Genomic DNA, 15,190 nt, shown 5'->3' with positions numbered 1-15,190 from the left:
AATTCGCCGATTGTTCGATGATCGATTAATCAGCGCTTGATGGCCTGAACTTTATAGACCGATAGGGCTACTTCAAAGGAATATCCTTGATATTTGAGCGATCATCGATCAATAATGATCGACAATCGACCGAAACAAGGGTTTGACCTATGAGCACGCCTAGCGCCCCCACACAGCCAGACGCCCTGCAGGCGCCCAGCCCGCCCGCGCTCGACAAACGCGACTGGATCGCCGGCCTGGAAAAAGGCCTGGGCATTATTGAATGTTTTGACGACGCCAACCCGCGCCTGACGGCCAGCCAGGCCGGCGCGCGCTGCGGCATGACACGCACCGCGGCGCGCCGCTACCTGCTGACGCTGGAACACCTGGGTTATGTGGCCGGCGACGGCAAGCTGTTCTGGCTCACGCCGCGCGTGCTCAGGCTGGGCCAGTCCTACCTCGAATCAGCCCGGCTGCCGCGCATCGTCCAGCCCTTTTTGCAGCGCGTGACCGCCGGCACCCAGGAAAGCGCGTATGTCAGCGTGATGGACGGCGACGACATCGTCTACATCGCGCGCAACGGCTCCAGCCGCGCGATGAACACCGGCTATGTGCTGGGCTCGCGCGTGCAGGCCCAGGTCACGGCGGCGGGTTTGCTGATGCTGTCCATGCGCGAGCCCGCCTGGCTGGAAAAATGGCTGGACAGCCACGAACTCAAGGCCTACACCTCCTACACCATCGCCAGCAAGGACCGCCTGCGCATAGAACTGGCCCGCGTGCGCGCCCAGGGCTGGGCGATTTCCGAGCAGCAGCTGGAGTTGAATTACCGCGGCATCGCGGTGCCGCTGCGCGACCGGCATGGCGACGTGGCGGGCGCGCTCAGCGTGACCATGCCCATGGGGCATGAGTCGAGTGAAGAGGCGGCAGGGAGGGTTTTGTCTGTTTTGCGCGAGACGGCGCAGGCCATGAGGAATCTGATTTAGCTTTCCGGTCGCTGGTCGGGATGGGATTGTCTTCGGCCGGGTCCTATCCCAGACTCGAATGAATCATCTCCCTGACCCTGGGATAAATCTGCTGGTTCCATTTGCGGCCGCTGAACACGCCGTAATGCCCCACGCCCGTCTGCACATGGTGCGTCTTCATATAAGGCCGTATGCCGGTGCAAAGGTCCTGCGCCGCCACCGTCTGCCCGACTGAGCAGATGTTGTCGCGCTCGCCTTCGACCGTCATCAGCGCGGTGCGCCGGATCGCGGCGGGTTTGACGAGGCGGCCGCGGTAGCTGAGCTTGCCCAGCGGCAGGTCGTAGGTCTGGAAGACTTTTTCGACGGTCTCCAGGTAGAACTCGGCGGGCAGGTCGTTGACGGCCAGGTATTCGTCGTAGAACACGCGGATGATGTTGGCTTTTTCCACGTCGCCGTCCAGCAGGTGCTGGTACATGTCCTGGAAAGATTTTTTGTGGCGGTCCAGGTTCATGCTCAGGAAGGCGCTGAGCTGCACAAAGCCCGGGTAGACGCGCCGCATATAGCCGGCGTGCGGCAGCGGCACGTGGCTGATCAGATTTTTCTCGAACCACTCAATCGGCTTGCTGGTGGCGAGCGTGTTGACGCCGGTCGGGTTCACGCGGCAATCCACCGGCCCGGCCATCAGGGTCAGGCTGCGCGGCTGGGCCGGGTCGTCGTCTTCGGCCATGATGGCCGCGGCCGCCAGCGCCGCCACGCAGGGCTGGCACACCGCCACCACGTGGGTGCCGGGGCCTATGGCCTGGGTGAAGCGGATCATGTGGTCGATGTAGTCGTCCAGCGCGAAGGGCCCGTGGCGTAGGGCGACGTCGCGCGCGTTGTGCCAGTCGGTGATGTAGACGTCGTGGTCCTGCAGCAGCGTGCGCACGGTCTCGCGCAGCAGCGTCGCGAAGTGGCCCGACAGCGGGGCCACCAGCAGCACCGGCGGCTGGTAAGGCAAATCGGCCGGCGCCTCTTTTTTAAAGCGCAGCAGGGTGCCGAAAGGCATGCTGAGCACGGCCTCCTCGGTGACGGCAAGTTCGCGCTCACCCACCTTCACCGAGCTGATGCCGTAAGCCGGGCGTGAATGCGTCAGGCGCAGCCGCGAAAACACCTCCATGGACGCCGACAGCTTGCGCAGCAGGCTGCCTTCGGTTTTGCCCAGCCAGAGGGCCGCGCTGCCACCCTGCGCCAGCAGGCGAAGCGGGGACAGCAGGTCGGACTGGAGCTGGTAGGCCTGGTAAAGCATGGGTTTCCTGGCGGGGTTCGGGCTTGTGGCCCAGGTAGCCGGCATGCAGGCAAGTTACGGGCCAGTCGCCGCCGCAGGCCCCGCGCGCTGGCACAGGGCTTGCGGAGTGTTGCCGGCCCCGGGCAGTGGGGGCCAACTTTGCGGTTCAAGGAGCAATCTCATGGCCAAGGCCGTCCTGACGATCAGCAGCAAAAACTACGGCGCCTGGGCGCTGCGCGGCTGGCTGCTGGCGAAATTTGCCGGGCTGGAATTTACCGAAAAAGTGATCCCGCCTGACGACCCGGCCATGAAGGCCGAGATGCTGCTGCTCTCGTCCAGCATGCTGGTGCCCTCGCTGCAGCACAACGGCGTCAAGGTCTGGGACACGCTGGCGATTGCCGAATACCTCAATGAAATCAAGCCCAAGGCGCAGCTGCTGCCGGCGGACATCAAGCTGCGCGCGCACTGCCGGGCGGTCTGCGGCGAAATGCATTCGGGCTTTGCCTCGCTGCGCGCCGCGCTGCCCATGAACCTCAAGGCCCATTTCCCGAACTTCAAGGTCTGGTCCCGCGCACAGGCCGACATAGACCGCGTGCTGGAGATCTGGAAGGAATGCCTGGGCTCCTATGGCGGCCCCTACCTGTTCGGCAAGCAACTGTCGGTGGCTGACGCCATGTACGCGCCGGTGGTCACGCGGTTTTTGACTTATGACGTGGCGCTGGACAAGGCCTGCACGGCATATTGCAAGCGCATCATGGAGTTGCCGGCGATGAAGGAGTGGGTGGCCGAGGCGAAGAAGGAGCCTGACGATATCGATGAACTCGACGCGGAGTTTTGAACACCCCCGTCCAGGCTCACTGCTTAGTTAAGCTCCCCCCGTCCAAGCTCACTGCGTGTAGCTTGTTCCCCCTCAAGGGGGCGGCGCCTGCGGTCTGGCAAAGCCAGTCCCGCGGCCCCTGCTCGTGAAATATCTCCCTCGGATTCTGCGAACTGAACTCTTAAACCCAGCATGAGCCGTGGAACCGGCTTTGCCGGGCCACAGGCGGGCGGCCCCCTCGGGGGGCAGGGAGCTACACGCAGTGAGCGACCGTGGGGGCCTTTATTTCCATGGAGTGGGGGGCGGGATTTCGCAAACTGGGTCGACATCTATGGATTTGAAATCCGCCGGCCCGACGATTTCCAGGTATTCCATGTCGGGTGAATAGTCGAACAGGAAGTGTTTGATGCCCGGGCGCTGGTGCACCACGTCACCGGCCTCGACCAGGGTTTCCTTGTCTTCGTACATAAAGCGCGCCCAGCCCTTGACCATGATGACGATCTGGAAATCCGCCTCATGTCGGTGCCATCCCGTGCCCGTTTCCGGTGCCATGTTTGCCTTGACAAGGTGCGCGATTACCTTGCCGTTGGTCGCGTCGGCAATGCCGAGGTCACGGTACAGAAAGAAATCGCGCAAACCACCGGAGACAAACTGCGTGTCGCCGGGTTTGACGTGGGAAAACTTGGTCGCGCTGCGGTCCAGCATGGGGTGCTCCTGTTCCACCAAGACATCCAATTCGGGATTGGTGCGGTGCAGCAAGCATGAAGCGTTCCAGACTACGTGCTGTAGCGCCCTTAACTCTGATCAAAGGGGCGCGACGTCAGGGATGACAGCATGGTGTAAAGCTATAGTCCGGAGATGATTAAGACCATCATTTGTCCGAGTTAAAACGCCTACGCCACTCCAAAACCGATTGCGACACATGAAGCCCTCGTACAGTCTTTTCACGTTCGAGCATCGGCACAAAGCACGGCTTGAAGACCTACAAATGATTCGCGGCGATCTTAAACATGCGATTGAGTTCACACAAATTCTATTGGGGCCACCTCCGCTTCATAAGCATGCGCCCCTTTTTGCCACCGCCCTACAGTTTCAAGCGTTGGTTTCATATGTCCGCTGCTTTTCGACAGGTCGTCGATCAGCGTTGAGCAAGGCCATTTTCGCGAATGATCCGCAACTGGAGAGTGCGCATGAAGAGTTCAAGAAAATTCGAGATCAACACGTAGCGCATCCGGCCGGGAAACATGAACACAATGAACTACTGATTGCGGCGAAGTCTCAAGACTCAGTTGCACGTGGGATCGGCTCCTACAATTTCTTTTTTGCGGGCTTTGCAGAGAAAGACTTACGCCGGTTTCTCAGGCTACTGCGCTTTGTTGCCAAGAAAGTCGAGGTCGAGGAGAAGCAGCTTGGCAACGAAATGGCCCGAGACATCATTGGCCCTAAGGCCACCTTCGCGAAAGCTCAAAGGGCGTTTGCTTCGGTCATACATGACGAGCAGATGTACCCAACGAGGCGAAAACATGCGGCCTAACTCGGACCACCTATCTACGGCGGTTCGCTTAAGCGAACGCTAGACGTCATAGGAAAACTTTTTCACCACATCATGGATTGGACTAAATATTCGCTCGATCAAGGCTTCTCAGGCAGACGACAGGAGCTCGACATTCTTTCTCGAGAACTGCTCTTGCCAGAAGCGAAGGTTGTCGCAATAACCGGCGCTGCAGGATCTGGCAAGACGGCCCTGGCAATGATGTTCGCTTACCTGCACGCAAAGTCCTTTCCGGCAGGGTCATATCACGTTCATGCAACTCCCTTTGAAACCCTGCAAGAAACGGTAGCGGCACATGTATCGAATCCTTCCGCACCGTATCTCTTGGTTCTCGACGAACTGGAGTCACGTCAGCCACAACAACAGTATCTCGAATTCTCCGAACTTCGCCGATCTCGACCTTCCGCCAGAATCATTTGCATCTCCAGGTCCCAGGGATGGTATGGCCAAGCGGATCTAACGCTACAGTTAGCGAATCTCAATCGCACTGACTTTCACGAATTTCTGCAGAAGCTCCGTTTCTTGAGTGATGGTCCAGAGTCAGAGGCTGAGATCTACGATGCGCTAGGTGGCAATCCATTCGCAGCACGCCTTGCTGCAGAATACCGGCGATCATCTTCGCAAACACCGCGACAAATTATTGAACATCTGAGATCGTTCCGTCACTCAGGAATTGTCGGGATAGACGGTCAGCCGCTCGTCCGCGGGACGGCGGTAGAGCAAAAAATCATCGTGGATGTTCGATCGGTTACCGACGATCTGCTCACAAAGGTATACGCAGATCCCAAATTGTTGTATGAAATCACGCCACGTCGCTTTGAAGAGTTTGTGGCTGAACTGTTGGACCGACTAGGCTACGTTGTCACACTTACGCCGGCGTCGAAGGATGGTGGAAAAGACATCTACGCAGCAAAGCGAGATGACCTTGGGTCTTTCCTTTACGTGGTTGAGTGTAAAAAATACTCACCGGATCATCGAGTTGGAGTTGGCCTAATACGCGAACTGAATGGAGTTGTTCAGGCTGAGCGTGCAACGGCCGGCATACTTGCGACAACTTCCTTCTTCACGAAAGGCGCTAGGGAGTTTCAGGCGCGGCTATCTAATCAAATCAGCTTAAAAGATTACCTTGGAATTCAAGAATGGCTTTCCAAGGTGTTCCGCAAGTGATACCCAACCTCTACTTTCGGCGGACTCGTCTACTACGGTTTACTTAGGTCAGGCGTTAGCCTTCACGAGAACCTCTCATTGGGAACACGCATGCATCATTCGCTTCATCGATTCGAGCGGGCTCAGAGTACCGAATACGAGTCAGCACTCCGTGAGTTGCGAGCTGGAGCGAAGCAAGGTCATTGGATGTGGTTCATCTTTCCGCAGATCAAGGGACTTGGCCAAAGCGAGATGGCTAAGCTTTACGGCATCACCGATTTGGTTGAGGCACGATGCTATCTCCAGCATCCGGTACTTGGACGTAGATTAATTGATTGCACGCGCGCGATCCTCGATCAAAATAATCCAGTTGTGTCACAAATATTCCCGTCTCCAGATGACTTGAAATTTGCATCCTGCATGACCTTGTTTTCTCTTGTGCCCGGCGCACCATTGGAATTCGAGGAAGCAATAAGCCGGCTCCTCGACGGTATGCGTGACACCAAGACAATCAAACTTCTCGAAGAAGGAAAAGGCAAATGACAGACTACGAAAAGCTTACTCTCGCGTTGCAAGCCATCGTCGCCATCACTGCGTTTGCTACGTTGGCGTTTTTGTATAAGCAGATTCGCGTGATGGTTGACCAAATTGTCGCTACTCAAGAGGCGGCGCGGGCACAAAGTTTACTTGCTTTGGTTGACTTCCTACAGTCCACGGAGGTGCGTGAGGCTCGTGAGTGTGTTCGTTCTGCTTTGTCTCAAAAGCATCATTCGGAATGGACAAATGAAGAGAAGCGTTCGGCCGCCATGGTGTGCGCAAACTACGATGTTGCTGCATGCCTGCTTCGCGCCAAGCTAGCCCCTGTAGACCTTATCGTGATTAACTGGGGGCCAAGCATTACCCACTGCCATCAAGTGCTCTCTCCGTATATTTCTGAGTTGAGGTCAAAACCCGGTGGGCACCCCGAGTATTGGTCGAATTTTGACTGGTTGCGCAACCAGATTGCCTCCACCAAACAGTGAGGCCTAATTCTTCAAGTGAGGGATGCGTCCCGGCAACCCTGATCGCACCGCTCGGGTAAAGCATTAGCTAACCCAGCGCTCTCCATCCCGGATTTGGCTAGTTTTTTGCTCCACCAAGAGCCGGGATCCGGCTTTTGGCGACTCCAGCCCCCTCTGGGATAATCCCCCCATGAGCGGAAATACCCTAGGAACCCTATTCGCGGTCACCAATTTCGGTGAATCCCACGGCCCGGCCATTGGCTGCGTGATTGACGGCTGCCCGCCGGGCATGGAATTGAGCGAGGCCGACATCCAGGCCGACCTGGACCGCCGCCGTCCCGGCACCAGCCGCCATGTGACGCAGCGCAACGAGCCTGATGCCGTCGAGATCCTCTCCGGCGTCTACCAGGGCAAGACCACCGGCACGCCGATCTGCCTGCTGATACGCAACACCGACCAGCGCAGCAAGGACTACAGCAACATCCTGGAAACCTTCCGTCCCGGCCATGCCGACTACAGCTACCTGCACAAATACGGCTTGCGCGACCCGCGCGGCGGCGGCCGCTCTTCGGCGCGGCTGACGGCGCCCACGGTGGCGGCCGGTGCCGTCGCCAAAAAATGGCTGGCCGAAAAATACGGCACCGTGTTTCGCGGCTGCATGACGCAGGTCGGTGATGAAGTCATTCCCTTCGAGTCCTGGGAGCATGTGCCCAACAACCCTTTCTTTGCGCCGGTGGCCGACGTCTCAAAGTTGGAAAACTATATGGACGCCTTGCGCAAGGCCGGCGATTCCTGCGGCGCGCGCATACGCGTGACGGCCTCGGGTGTGCCGGTGGGCTTGGGCGAGCCGCTGTATGACAAGCTGGACGCCGACATCGCCTTTGCCATGATGGGCATCAATGCGGTCAAGGGTGTGGAAATCGGCGCCGGTTTTGCCAGCGTCACGCAGCGCGGCACCACGCACGGCGACTCACTGACGCCAGAGGGATTTCTGTCCAACAACGCCGGCGGCGTACTGGGCGGCATCAGCACCGGCCAGGACCTGGAAGTGTCGATCGCGATCAAACCGACCAGCTCCATCATCACGCCACGCCAGTCAATCGACACGGCCGGCAACCCGGCCGAGGTGGTGACCAAGGGCCGCCACGACCCCTGCGTGGGCATACGCGCCACGCCGATTGCCGAAGCGCTGCTGGCGCTGGTGGTGATGGAGCATGCGCTGCGCCAGCGGGCCCAGAACGCCGATGTTGTTGTCACGACGCCCAACATCAGCCGGGCAAAACCGAGCTAGCCTTTTTAAGGCTCAGGCGGCGCCGAGCGGAACGGGTTAAAGCCCGTGATCAGCGCGGTGGCCGACAGCACAAGGATGCAGCCGGGCAGCATGCTGGCCGTGACCGGCTCCCCGAGGAACAGCCCGCCCCAGGTCACGCCGAACAGCGGGATCATGAAGGCCGCCGAGGTGGTGGCGCTGGCCGGGATCTCGCGCATCAGCCGCATGCTGATCCAGTACATAAAGCCCGAGGTCAGCGTACCCAGCACCGTGACCGCCGCCACCGCGCCGGGCGTCAGGACGGCCGCAGGCGCGGCAATGCCGCCCGGCACGATCAGGATCAGCGCCCCGGTGACATGTACCACCGCCGACGAAGGCAGCGGCGAATAGGCCATGGTCGCGCGTTTCATCTGGATGGCGCCAAAACCATAGCTGGCCGAAGCCACTACACAAGCCAGTGCCGCCAGAATCACCGTGGGTGTCACCGCCACAGGCCCCAGCTGCACCAGCAGCGCCACGCCCGCAAAACCGACAGCGCAACCCAGGAGGCGCACCCGCGTGAGCTTCTCTTCCCCAGCCAGCGCAGCCGCCATCACGCCGAAAAGCGGCGCCGTGGCATTGAGCACCGCCGAGTAACCCGAAGGAATGATCAGCGCCGCCCAGTTGAACAGCACAAACGGAATCACCACCGACAACAGGCCCACCAGCGTCAGCTGCGGCCAGGCACTGCGCGGCGGCCAGCGGTCGCGCAGCGTGCTCATCAGCAGGCTGAGCACAATGGCCGCCAAAGTGCAGCGGGTGGCCGCCACCACCCAGGGGCCCAGGGCCGGGCTCGCAATACGAAGAAGGGGAAATGATGCGCCCCAGAGGGCGGACATCGCGATGAGCTGGAGAAAGTGTCGGGTTTGCATGAAACGCCGCACGGGCGGCAATGGAGGCGGCGTTGTGGAGGGGTTTGGTTAATTGTGCAAGATTCGGGTGGAAATTGCAGATGGGGCCGGATGTTGCTCCGGCTTACCGTCCCTTCCTGCTCCACGCCACCAATCCCCCAATCACCCCCATCACCAACACCAAGCCCAAAATCACCCCCCGCCCCTCCATCACCCCGGCAAACACCCCCACCAGCATGCCGGCCAGCGGCTGCGACAGGTTGTTGAACATCACGATCACGCCGGTGGTCTTGCCCAGGTCCTTGGGCGGGATGAGCTTTTGCCGCAGGCTGCGGATGTAGACGTTGAACATCTTGTCAAAGCCGATCACCAGCAAAAACCCGGCGGTGTAAACCCAGAAGTTGCCGGCCAGCCCCGTCAGCAGCCCGCCGGCCAGCATCACGGTGTAGGACACCAGGCCCAGAGTGCGCAGCGGCAGCACGGTGCGGGCAATCACCAGCAGGATGATCACGGTGGCCACGGCGCCTGCCGTTTGCAGCACGGCGTAGTCGCCGGCCGAGCGCTGCAGCAGGCCGGTCACCATGGCGGCCGAGGTGGCCAGGGTGACCCCTATGACAAGGTTGACGCCCGCCGCCAGGGCAATCACCTGCTTCAAGCCCGGCAGGTGCAGCACCTGCGACAGGGCGATGCGTATGGGCGCGGTCCAGTGGCCGGGGGCCGGCTCGGGCGCGGCCAGGGTGACGGCGCTTTGGCGATGCCACCAGGTCACGGCGCCGTCGGCGACCAGGAAAAACACCGCGGTCGCACCGACGACCATGGGCCAGGGCATCCAGCGCAGCAGCAGCGAGGCCAGCAAAGGACCCAGCACCATGCCGAGCTGGTCGGCGAGCTGCGCATGGGCCAGCACTTTTTCAAAACGCTGCTGGCGGAAGATTTGCGGCAGCATGACTTCGCGGGCCATCAGGCCCTGGGTGGTCAGCACGCCGCAGACCGCTGACAGCGCGATCAGCCAGCCGACGCCGCCGGCCCACTGGAAAGCGATGACGCCGGCAATGCAGACCAGCGCGCGATACAGCTGGCTGATGCGCAGCAGCTTGAGCGGCGAGACGCGGTCGCACAACGCGCCGCAGACCGGGAAGGCCAGAAAGCGCGGAAGGGTCTCAAGGGTGAAAGCGATGCCCGACCAGGCGACACTGCCGGTGGTCTCGAACACCACCAGGGGCACGAGGAACAGCAGGATCTGGTCGGCCAGCCGGGAGAAAAACAGCGAGGCATAAAACAGCAGCCCGCCGGCGTCACGCTTGTCGCTCACCCCTGCCCTCGCTTGCGCCCTGCGTGCCTTGCGCACCGGGCCGTTGTTGTTGTTTCAGGAATTGGCGGCCCGGCACGCTGCCGGGCGCCGGCTTTTTAATTGTGGTCGGCGGCGTCCTCGGCCGGCCAGTCGCGGATATAGGCCTTGAGCATCTTGTTTTCAAAATTCTGGCTGTCGACCACGGCCTTGGCCACGTCGTAAAGGCTGATCACGCCCATCAGCACTTTCTGGTTCATCACGGGCATGTAGCGCGCGTGGCGCTCCAGCATCATGCGGCGGACTTCGTCGAGTTCGGTTTCAGAGGTGCAGGTGAGCGGATGGTCGTCCATGGCGGTGCGCACCAGCGTGGCACCGATCTCGCCGCCGTTCTTGACGATGTAGACGATGACCTCGCGAAAGGTCAGCATGCCGACCAGGTCGCCGTGCTCCATGACCACCAGCGAGCCTATGTCTTTGTCGGCCATGACCTGCGCCGCCTTGGCCAGGGGTTCGTCGGGCTGGACGGTGTAAAGCGTGTTGCCTTTGACACGCAGTATGTCTAGAACCTTCATGGCGATCTCCTCGGTTGTGCTGCCAACATGCCCTCATTGTCCCACCGCAGCGCGGCGGGAGGAGGAATTCAGTTTAAATATAGCCCACAATCAAACGGCCGGTTGCAACAATTTCCCCGCGCACCGCCACTTTTTTCTGACTGGAGACAAACCATGCCCGGTTATTCCGATCCCGGCTTCGACACCCTCGCGCTGCATGCGGGCGCCGCGCCCGACCCGACCACCGGCGCGCGCGCCGTGCCGATTCACCTGACCACCTCTTTCGTCTTCGAATCCAGCGACCACGCGGCCAGCCTGTTTAACCTGGAGCGCGCGGGCCACGTCTATTCGCGCATCAGCAACCCGACCAACGCTGTGCTGGAGCAGCGCGTGTCGGCGCTGGAAGGCGGCATAGGCGCGATCGCCACCGCCAGCGGCCAGGCCGCGCTGCACCTGTCCATCGCCACGCTGATGGGGGCCGGCTCCCACATCGTGGCCTCGACGGCGCTCTACGGCGGCAGCCAGAACCTGCTGCACTACACCATGCGCCGCTTCGGGATCGACACCACCTTCGTCAAGCCCGGCGACATCGACGGCTGGCGCGCGGCCGTGCGGCCCAACACCAAGCTGTTTTTCGGCGAAACCGTGGGTAACCCGGGGCTGGACGTGCTGGACATCCCGGCAGTGTCGGCCCTGGCCCATGAGGCAGGCGTGCCGCTGCTGGTGGATTCCACCCTGACCTCGCCCTGGCTGGTCAAGCCTTTTGAGCACGGCGCCGACCTGGTCTACCACTCGGCCACCAAGTTCCTGAGCGGCCACGGCACCGTCATAGGCGGCATCGTGGTGGACGGCGGCAGCTTCGACTGGGAAAAGTCCGGCAAATTCGCCGAACTGACCGAAGCCTATGACGGCTTTCACAACATGGTGTTCAGCGAGGAAAGCACGGTGGGCGCCTTTTTGCTGCGCGCGCGGCGCGAGGGCCTGCGCGACTTCGGCGCCTGCATGAGCCCGCACACGGCCTGGCTGATCCTGCAGGGCATAGAAACCCTGCCGCTGCGCATGGCACGGCACATGGGCAACACCGAAAAAGTTGTGCAGTTCCTGGCCAGCCACCCGCTGGTGTCGCGCGTGGGCCATCCCCTGCTTGACACCCATCCCAGCCACGCGCTGGCCAAAAAACTGCTGCCGCGCGGCGCGGGCTCGGTGTTCAGCTTCGACATCAAGGGCAACCGCGCCCAGGGCAAGGCTTTTATCGAGGCGCTCAAGGTCTTCAGCCACCTGGCCAATGTCGGCGACTGCCGCAGCCTGGTCATCCACCCGGCCAGCACCACCCACTTCCGCATGACCGACGAGGCGCTGGCGGCCGGCGGCATCACGCAGGGCACGATACGCCTGTCCATAGGCCTGGAAGACCCGGACGACCTGATCGACGACCTCAAGCGCGCCCTCAAGGCCGCCGAAAAAGCGGCAGCGAAAGCGGAGGCCTGAGCATGTACCTCGACGTCAAGGGCCATAAAACCTATTGCTACACCGGCGGCAAGCCTTTTGAGGCCGCCAAGCCGACCGTGGTGTTTATCCACGGCGTGCTCAATGACCACAGCATCTGGATTCTGCAAACGCGCTATTTCGCGCACCATGGGTTCAACGTGCTGGCACCGGACCTGCCCGGCCACTGCAAAAGCGAAGGCGAACCGCCCCGGTCGGTGGAGGAAGCGGCTGCCTTCATCATCGCCCTGCTCGACGCGGCCGGCGTGAAAACCGCCACGCTGGCAGGCCACAGCTTTGGCTCGCTCACGGCCCTGCATGCGGCATCCATCGCGCCTCAGCGGGTGGCGCGCCTGGCCTTGCTGGGCACCGCCGCCCCGATGAAGGTTTCACCCGCGTTGCTGGACAGCGCGCTGAACCAGCCGATGAAGGCCATCGATATGGTGAACACCTTCTCGCATTCCATGCTGGCGCCGCCGCCCTCGGCGCTGGGCCCGGGCACCTGGCTGTACGGAGGCTCCAAAGCCCTGATGCGGCGGGTGCTGGCCAGCAACACCCAGGTCAACCTGTTTCACCGCGGCTTCAAAGCCTGCGACGACTACACGGCCGGTGAAGCCGCCATGGACAAGGTGCAGTGCCCGGTGCTGTTCATCCTCGGCAAAGGCGATTCCATGACCTTGCCCAAAATGGCGGCACCGCTGCAGGCCAAGGCGAAAAATGGCAAAACCGTGCTGCTGCAAGCCGGCCACCAGATGATGACCGAGGCACCCGAAGAGGTGCTGTTCGCGATCCGCGATTTCCTCCAGGCCCCTTCGGCCTGACGCAACGGATGGCAAGCCCCCTCCTCATCCCCACACTCGCGCAGGCGGTGGAGCATGTGCTCGCCACGGTGGAGGGTGACATCGTGCTCGGGCTGCCGCTGGGCATAGGCAAGCCCAATCCCTTTGTGAACCTGCTCTACCGCCGCATCAAGGCCATGGGCGGCGAGCCGAATCCCCGGCGCCTGAAGATCATTACCGCGCTGTCGCTGGAAAAACCCGAAGGCAAAAGCGAGCTGGAGCAGAACTTTCTCGCGCCGCTGGTCGAGCGCGTGTTCAAGGACTATCCCGATCTTGATTATGTGAAAGACCTGCGCGCGGGCTTGCTGCCGCCGCACATCGAAGTCTGCGAGTTCTTCTTCAAGACCGGCGACTACCTCGGCAACGGCCGCGCGCAGCAGGCCTACATCGCCACCAACTACACCTTTGTCGCCCGCGACATGGGGGTGCTGGGCGTGAACGTGATCGCGCAGGCTGTCGCCGCACATGAAAACAACGGCGAAAGCAACGGTGAACCCGCGCTGTCCCTGGGCAGCAACCCCGACGTGACTTTTGAGCTCGCCGAGCGCCAGGCCGCGCAAGGCAAGCCGCTGCTCAAGGTCGGTGTGGTCAACCGCCAGATGCCCTTTATGCCCAAGCATGCGGTGGCGCCGCCCGGCTTTTTTGACGTGCTGGTGACGGATGCGGAGGCCACGCACACCCTGTTTGCGCCGCCCAACAACAAGGTCGGCACGGCCGACTACGCCATCGGCCTGCATGCCGCCAGCCTGGTGGCCGATGGCGGCACGCTGCAGATCGGCATAGGCGCGCTGGGCGACGCCATCGCCCAGGCGCTGATCGTTCGGGACCGCCACAACGACGGCTACCGCCGCATCATGGCGGCCTTGTGCCCGGACGGCCTGCAGGGCCGCGAGCTGGGCGGGTTTGAGCAAGGCCTGTATGCCTGCTCGGAGATGTTCGTCAACGGGCTGCTCAGGCTGATTGAAGCCGGCATTGTGCGGCGCGAGGTGTTTGACGACGTGGCCTTGCAGAACCTGGTCAACCAAGGCCGGGCGCCGGGCCTGGCGGTCAGCACCGACCTGCTGGCCGCCTTGGTCGATGCCGGGCGGATCGGTTCCGCGCTGAGCGCCGACGACCTGGCATTCCTGCAGCGCTTTGGCGTCCTCAACGGGCAGGTTCGCTTTGCCCAGGACGGCGCGCTCGACGTGGCCGGCACGCGCATAGACAACCGGCTCGGGGACCCCGCCGTGCGCATCGCCTTGCAAGACGCCGGCGGGCTGGGCACGCGCCTGGCGGGCGGTGTGGTCCTGCATGGCGGCTTCTTCCTCGGCCCCACCGATTTTTACGAGCACTTGCGCGCCATGCCCACCGAGGCGCTGGCCAAGATCGACATGACGCGCATCGCTTTCATCAACCAGCTCCAGGGCCAAAGCCGCCTCAAGCAGGCCCAGCGCACCCAGGGCCGCTTCATGAACACCACCATGATGGTCACGCTGCTGGGCGCGGCGGTGTCCGATGGACTGGAGTCGGGCCAGGTTGTCTCGGGCGTGGGCGGGCAATACAACTTTGTGGCCATGGCGCACGCGCTGCCCGATGCGCGCTCCATCCTGATGCTGCGCGCCACCTACGAGCACAAAGACGGCGTGCGCAGCACCCTGGTGTGGAACTATGCGTACGAAACCATCCCGCGCCACCTGCGCGACGTGGTCATCACCGAATACGGCGTGGCCGACTTGCGCGCCCAGCCCGACGGCGAAGTCATCAAACGGCTGATCGCGATTGCCGACTCGCGCTTTCAGGAGGGTCTTGTCGCGCAGGCCAAGGCCGCCGGCAAGCTGGACGCCGATTACGAAGTGCCGGCGCAGCATCGCCAGAACCTGCCCGAGGTGCTGCGCGAGCGGCTGCAGCCGTGGAGCGGGTCGGCGCTGCTGCCCGACTTCCCCTTCGGCACCGACCTGACGGCCGACGAGTTGCGCATCATCGGCGCGCTCAGGCAAATGCAGCATGCCAGCCAGCACCCGGCCGAACTGCTGGCCATGCTGGCCAAAAGCCTGTGGGCGGACCGCGAAGCGCCGCCCGCCTACCTGCAGCGGCTGGGCCTGGACGAGGCCACGAGCCTGCGCAAGATCCTCATGCGCAAACTGTTTGCCGGGAACCTTTAACG

General features: G+C 62.0%; 15 protein-coding genes. 10 read left to right on the top strand and 5 right to left on the bottom strand.

Annotation, left to right across the window (positions count from 1 at the left end):
* Positions 1–149 precede the first annotated feature (149 nt).
* Positions 150–962 carry an IclR family transcriptional regulator domain-containing protein gene (locus tag AC1D09_RS05780; RefSeq protein WP_477660838.1) on the top strand — a complete coding sequence of 271 codons (813 nt, stop codon included), beginning with the start codon at positions 150–152 and terminating at the stop codon, positions 960–962.
* 43 nt (positions 963–1,005) lie between these two features.
* On the opposite strand, the gene AC1D09_RS05775 is transcribed toward AC1D09_RS05780, so the two are convergent.
* Positions 1,006–2,226 carry a polyhydroxyalkanoate depolymerase gene (locus AC1D09_RS05775; protein ID WP_477660837.1) on the bottom strand — a complete coding sequence of 407 codons (1,221 nt, stop codon included), beginning with the start codon at positions 2,224–2,226 and terminating at the stop codon, positions 1,006–1,008.
* Positions 2,227–2,386: 160 nt separating this feature from the next.
* Between AC1D09_RS05775 and AC1D09_RS05770 the strand changes: the two genes are divergently transcribed.
* Positions 2,387–3,043: a glutathione S-transferase gene (locus AC1D09_RS05770; RefSeq protein ID WP_477660836.1), complete on the top strand. Its 657-nt coding sequence runs from the start codon at positions 2,387–2,389 to the stop codon at positions 3,041–3,043.
* 261 nt (positions 3,044–3,304) lie between these two features.
* On the opposite strand, the gene AC1D09_RS05765 is transcribed toward AC1D09_RS05770, so the two are convergent.
* Positions 3,305–3,727, bottom strand: coding sequence for a cupin domain-containing protein (locus AC1D09_RS05765; protein ID WP_477660835.1), 423 nt, complete (start codon positions 3,725–3,727; stop codon positions 3,305–3,307).
* Positions 3,728–3,944: 217 nt separating this feature from the next.
* Here AC1D09_RS05765 and AC1D09_RS05760 point away from each other — a divergent pair, with 217 nt between their 5' ends.
* The 5 genes from AC1D09_RS05760 (at position 3,945) to aroC (ending at position 8,012) form a co-directional block, all read left to right on the top strand.
* Positions 3,945–4,556: a hypothetical protein gene (locus AC1D09_RS05760; RefSeq protein ID WP_477700971.1), complete on the top strand. Its 612-nt coding sequence runs from the start codon at positions 3,945–3,947 to the stop codon at positions 4,554–4,556.
* Positions 4,557–4,628: 72 nt separating this feature from the next.
* Positions 4,629–5,741: a restriction endonuclease gene (locus AC1D09_RS05755; RefSeq protein WP_477660833.1), complete on the top strand. Its 1,113-nt coding sequence runs from the start codon at positions 4,629–4,631 to the stop codon at positions 5,739–5,741.
* 90 nt (positions 5,742–5,831) lie between these two features.
* Positions 5,832–6,263: a DUF1810 domain-containing protein gene (locus AC1D09_RS05750; RefSeq protein ID WP_477660832.1), complete on the top strand. Its 432-nt coding sequence runs from the start codon at positions 5,832–5,834 to the stop codon at positions 6,261–6,263.
* Positions 6,260–6,742 (top strand): DUF4760 domain-containing protein, encoded by a 483-nt coding sequence (locus AC1D09_RS05745; protein ID WP_477660831.1) that lies wholly within the window; start codon positions 6,260–6,262, stop codon positions 6,740–6,742. Before AC1D09_RS05750 ends, AC1D09_RS05745 begins: the two co-directional genes overlap by 4 nt.
* A 169-nt stretch (positions 6,743–6,911) precedes the next feature.
* Positions 6,912–8,012, top strand: coding sequence for a chorismate synthase (aroC, locus tag AC1D09_RS05740; protein ID WP_477660830.1), 1,101 nt, complete (start codon positions 6,912–6,914; stop codon positions 8,010–8,012).
* 5 nt (positions 8,013–8,017) lie between these two features.
* On the opposite strand, the gene AC1D09_RS05735 is transcribed toward aroC, so the two are convergent.
* From AC1D09_RS05735 to AC1D09_RS05725, 3 genes are all read right to left on the bottom strand, one after another.
* On the bottom strand, positions 8,018–8,902 hold the full coding sequence (locus AC1D09_RS05735) for a DMT family transporter (RefSeq protein ID WP_477660829.1): 885 nt from the start codon (positions 8,900–8,902) through the stop codon (positions 8,018–8,020).
* Between the two features lie 103 nt (positions 8,903–9,005).
* Positions 9,006–10,193 carry an MFS transporter gene (locus tag AC1D09_RS05730; protein WP_477660828.1) on the bottom strand — a complete coding sequence of 396 codons (1,188 nt, stop codon included), beginning with the start codon at positions 10,191–10,193 and terminating at the stop codon, positions 9,006–9,008.
* A 95-nt stretch (positions 10,194–10,288) separates the two neighbouring features.
* The gene (locus AC1D09_RS05725) at positions 10,289–10,744 is read right to left on the bottom strand and encodes a CBS domain-containing protein (RefSeq protein ID WP_477660827.1); all 456 of its coding nucleotides are present in this window, start codon (positions 10,742–10,744) and stop codon (positions 10,289–10,291) included.
* Between the two features lie 153 nt (positions 10,745–10,897).
* On the opposite strand from AC1D09_RS05725, the gene AC1D09_RS05720 reads away from it, so the two are divergent.
* From AC1D09_RS05720 to AC1D09_RS05710, 3 genes are read left to right on the top strand one after another with little or no spacing between them, the layout of a single operon-like run.
* Entirely contained in the window at positions 10,898–12,211 is a 1,314-nt protein-coding gene (locus AC1D09_RS05720; RefSeq protein WP_477660826.1) for an O-acetylhomoserine aminocarboxypropyltransferase, read from the top strand.
* A 2-nt stretch (positions 12,212–12,213) separates the two neighbouring features.
* The gene (locus AC1D09_RS05715) at positions 12,214–13,029 is read left to right on the top strand and encodes an alpha/beta fold hydrolase (RefSeq protein WP_477660825.1); all 816 of its coding nucleotides are present in this window, start codon (positions 12,214–12,216) and stop codon (positions 13,027–13,029) included.
* A gap of 8 nt (positions 13,030–13,037) precedes the next feature.
* Positions 13,038–15,188, top strand: a complete 2,151-nt coding sequence (locus AC1D09_RS05710) for an acetyl-CoA hydrolase/transferase C-terminal domain-containing protein (protein WP_477660824.1) — start codon at positions 13,038–13,040, stop codon at positions 15,186–15,188.
* Positions 15,189–15,190 lie beyond the last annotated feature (2 nt).

The sequence above is a fragment of the Polaromonas sp. P1_A2 genome (assembly GCF_056406895.1).
Note: the sequence above shows the minus strand (reverse complement) of the source record. Positions and strands in the feature narration are given on the sequence as shown.

What these genes read in the sequence shown, in the direction of transcription:
- AC1D09_RS05780 (WP_477660838.1), top strand. Translation starts at nt 150, where the DNA reads ATGAGCACGCCTAGCGCCCCCACACAGCCAGACGCCCTGCAGGCGCCC.
- AC1D09_RS05775 (WP_477660837.1), bottom strand. Translation starts at nt 2,226, where the DNA reads ATGCTTTACCAGGCCTACCAGCTCCAGTCCGACCTGCTGTCCCCGCTT.
- AC1D09_RS05770 (WP_477660836.1), top strand. Translation starts at nt 2,387, where the DNA reads ATGGCCAAGGCCGTCCTGACGATCAGCAGCAAAAACTACGGCGCCTGG.
- AC1D09_RS05765 (WP_477660835.1), bottom strand. Translation starts at nt 3,727, where the DNA reads ATGCTGGACCGCAGCGCGACCAAGTTTTCCCACGTCAAACCCGGCGAC.
- AC1D09_RS05760 (WP_477700971.1), top strand. Translation starts at nt 3,945, where the DNA reads ATGAAGCCCTCGTACAGTCTTTTCACGTTCGAGCATCGGCACAAAGCA.
- AC1D09_RS05755 (WP_477660833.1), top strand. Translation starts at nt 4,629, where the DNA reads ATGGATTGGACTAAATATTCGCTCGATCAAGGCTTCTCAGGCAGACGA.
- AC1D09_RS05750 (WP_477660832.1), top strand. Translation starts at nt 5,832, where the DNA reads ATGCATCATTCGCTTCATCGATTCGAGCGGGCTCAGAGTACCGAATAC.
- AC1D09_RS05745 (WP_477660831.1), top strand. Translation starts at nt 6,260, where the DNA reads ATGACAGACTACGAAAAGCTTACTCTCGCGTTGCAAGCCATCGTCGCC.
- aroC (WP_477660830.1), top strand. Translation starts at nt 6,912, where the DNA reads ATGAGCGGAAATACCCTAGGAACCCTATTCGCGGTCACCAATTTCGGT.
- AC1D09_RS05735 (WP_477660829.1), bottom strand. Translation starts at nt 8,902, where the DNA reads ATGCAAACCCGACACTTTCTCCAGCTCATCGCGATGTCCGCCCTCTGG.
- AC1D09_RS05725 (WP_477660827.1), bottom strand. Translation starts at nt 10,744, where the DNA reads ATGAAGGTTCTAGACATACTGCGTGTCAAAGGCAACACGCTTTACACC.
- AC1D09_RS05720 (WP_477660826.1), top strand. Translation starts at nt 10,898, where the DNA reads ATGCCCGGTTATTCCGATCCCGGCTTCGACACCCTCGCGCTGCATGCG.
- AC1D09_RS05715 (WP_477660825.1), top strand. Translation starts at nt 12,214, where the DNA reads ATGTACCTCGACGTCAAGGGCCATAAAACCTATTGCTACACCGGCGGC.
- AC1D09_RS05710 (WP_477660824.1), top strand. Translation starts at nt 13,038, where the DNA reads ATGGCAAGCCCCCTCCTCATCCCCACACTCGCGCAGGCGGTGGAGCAT.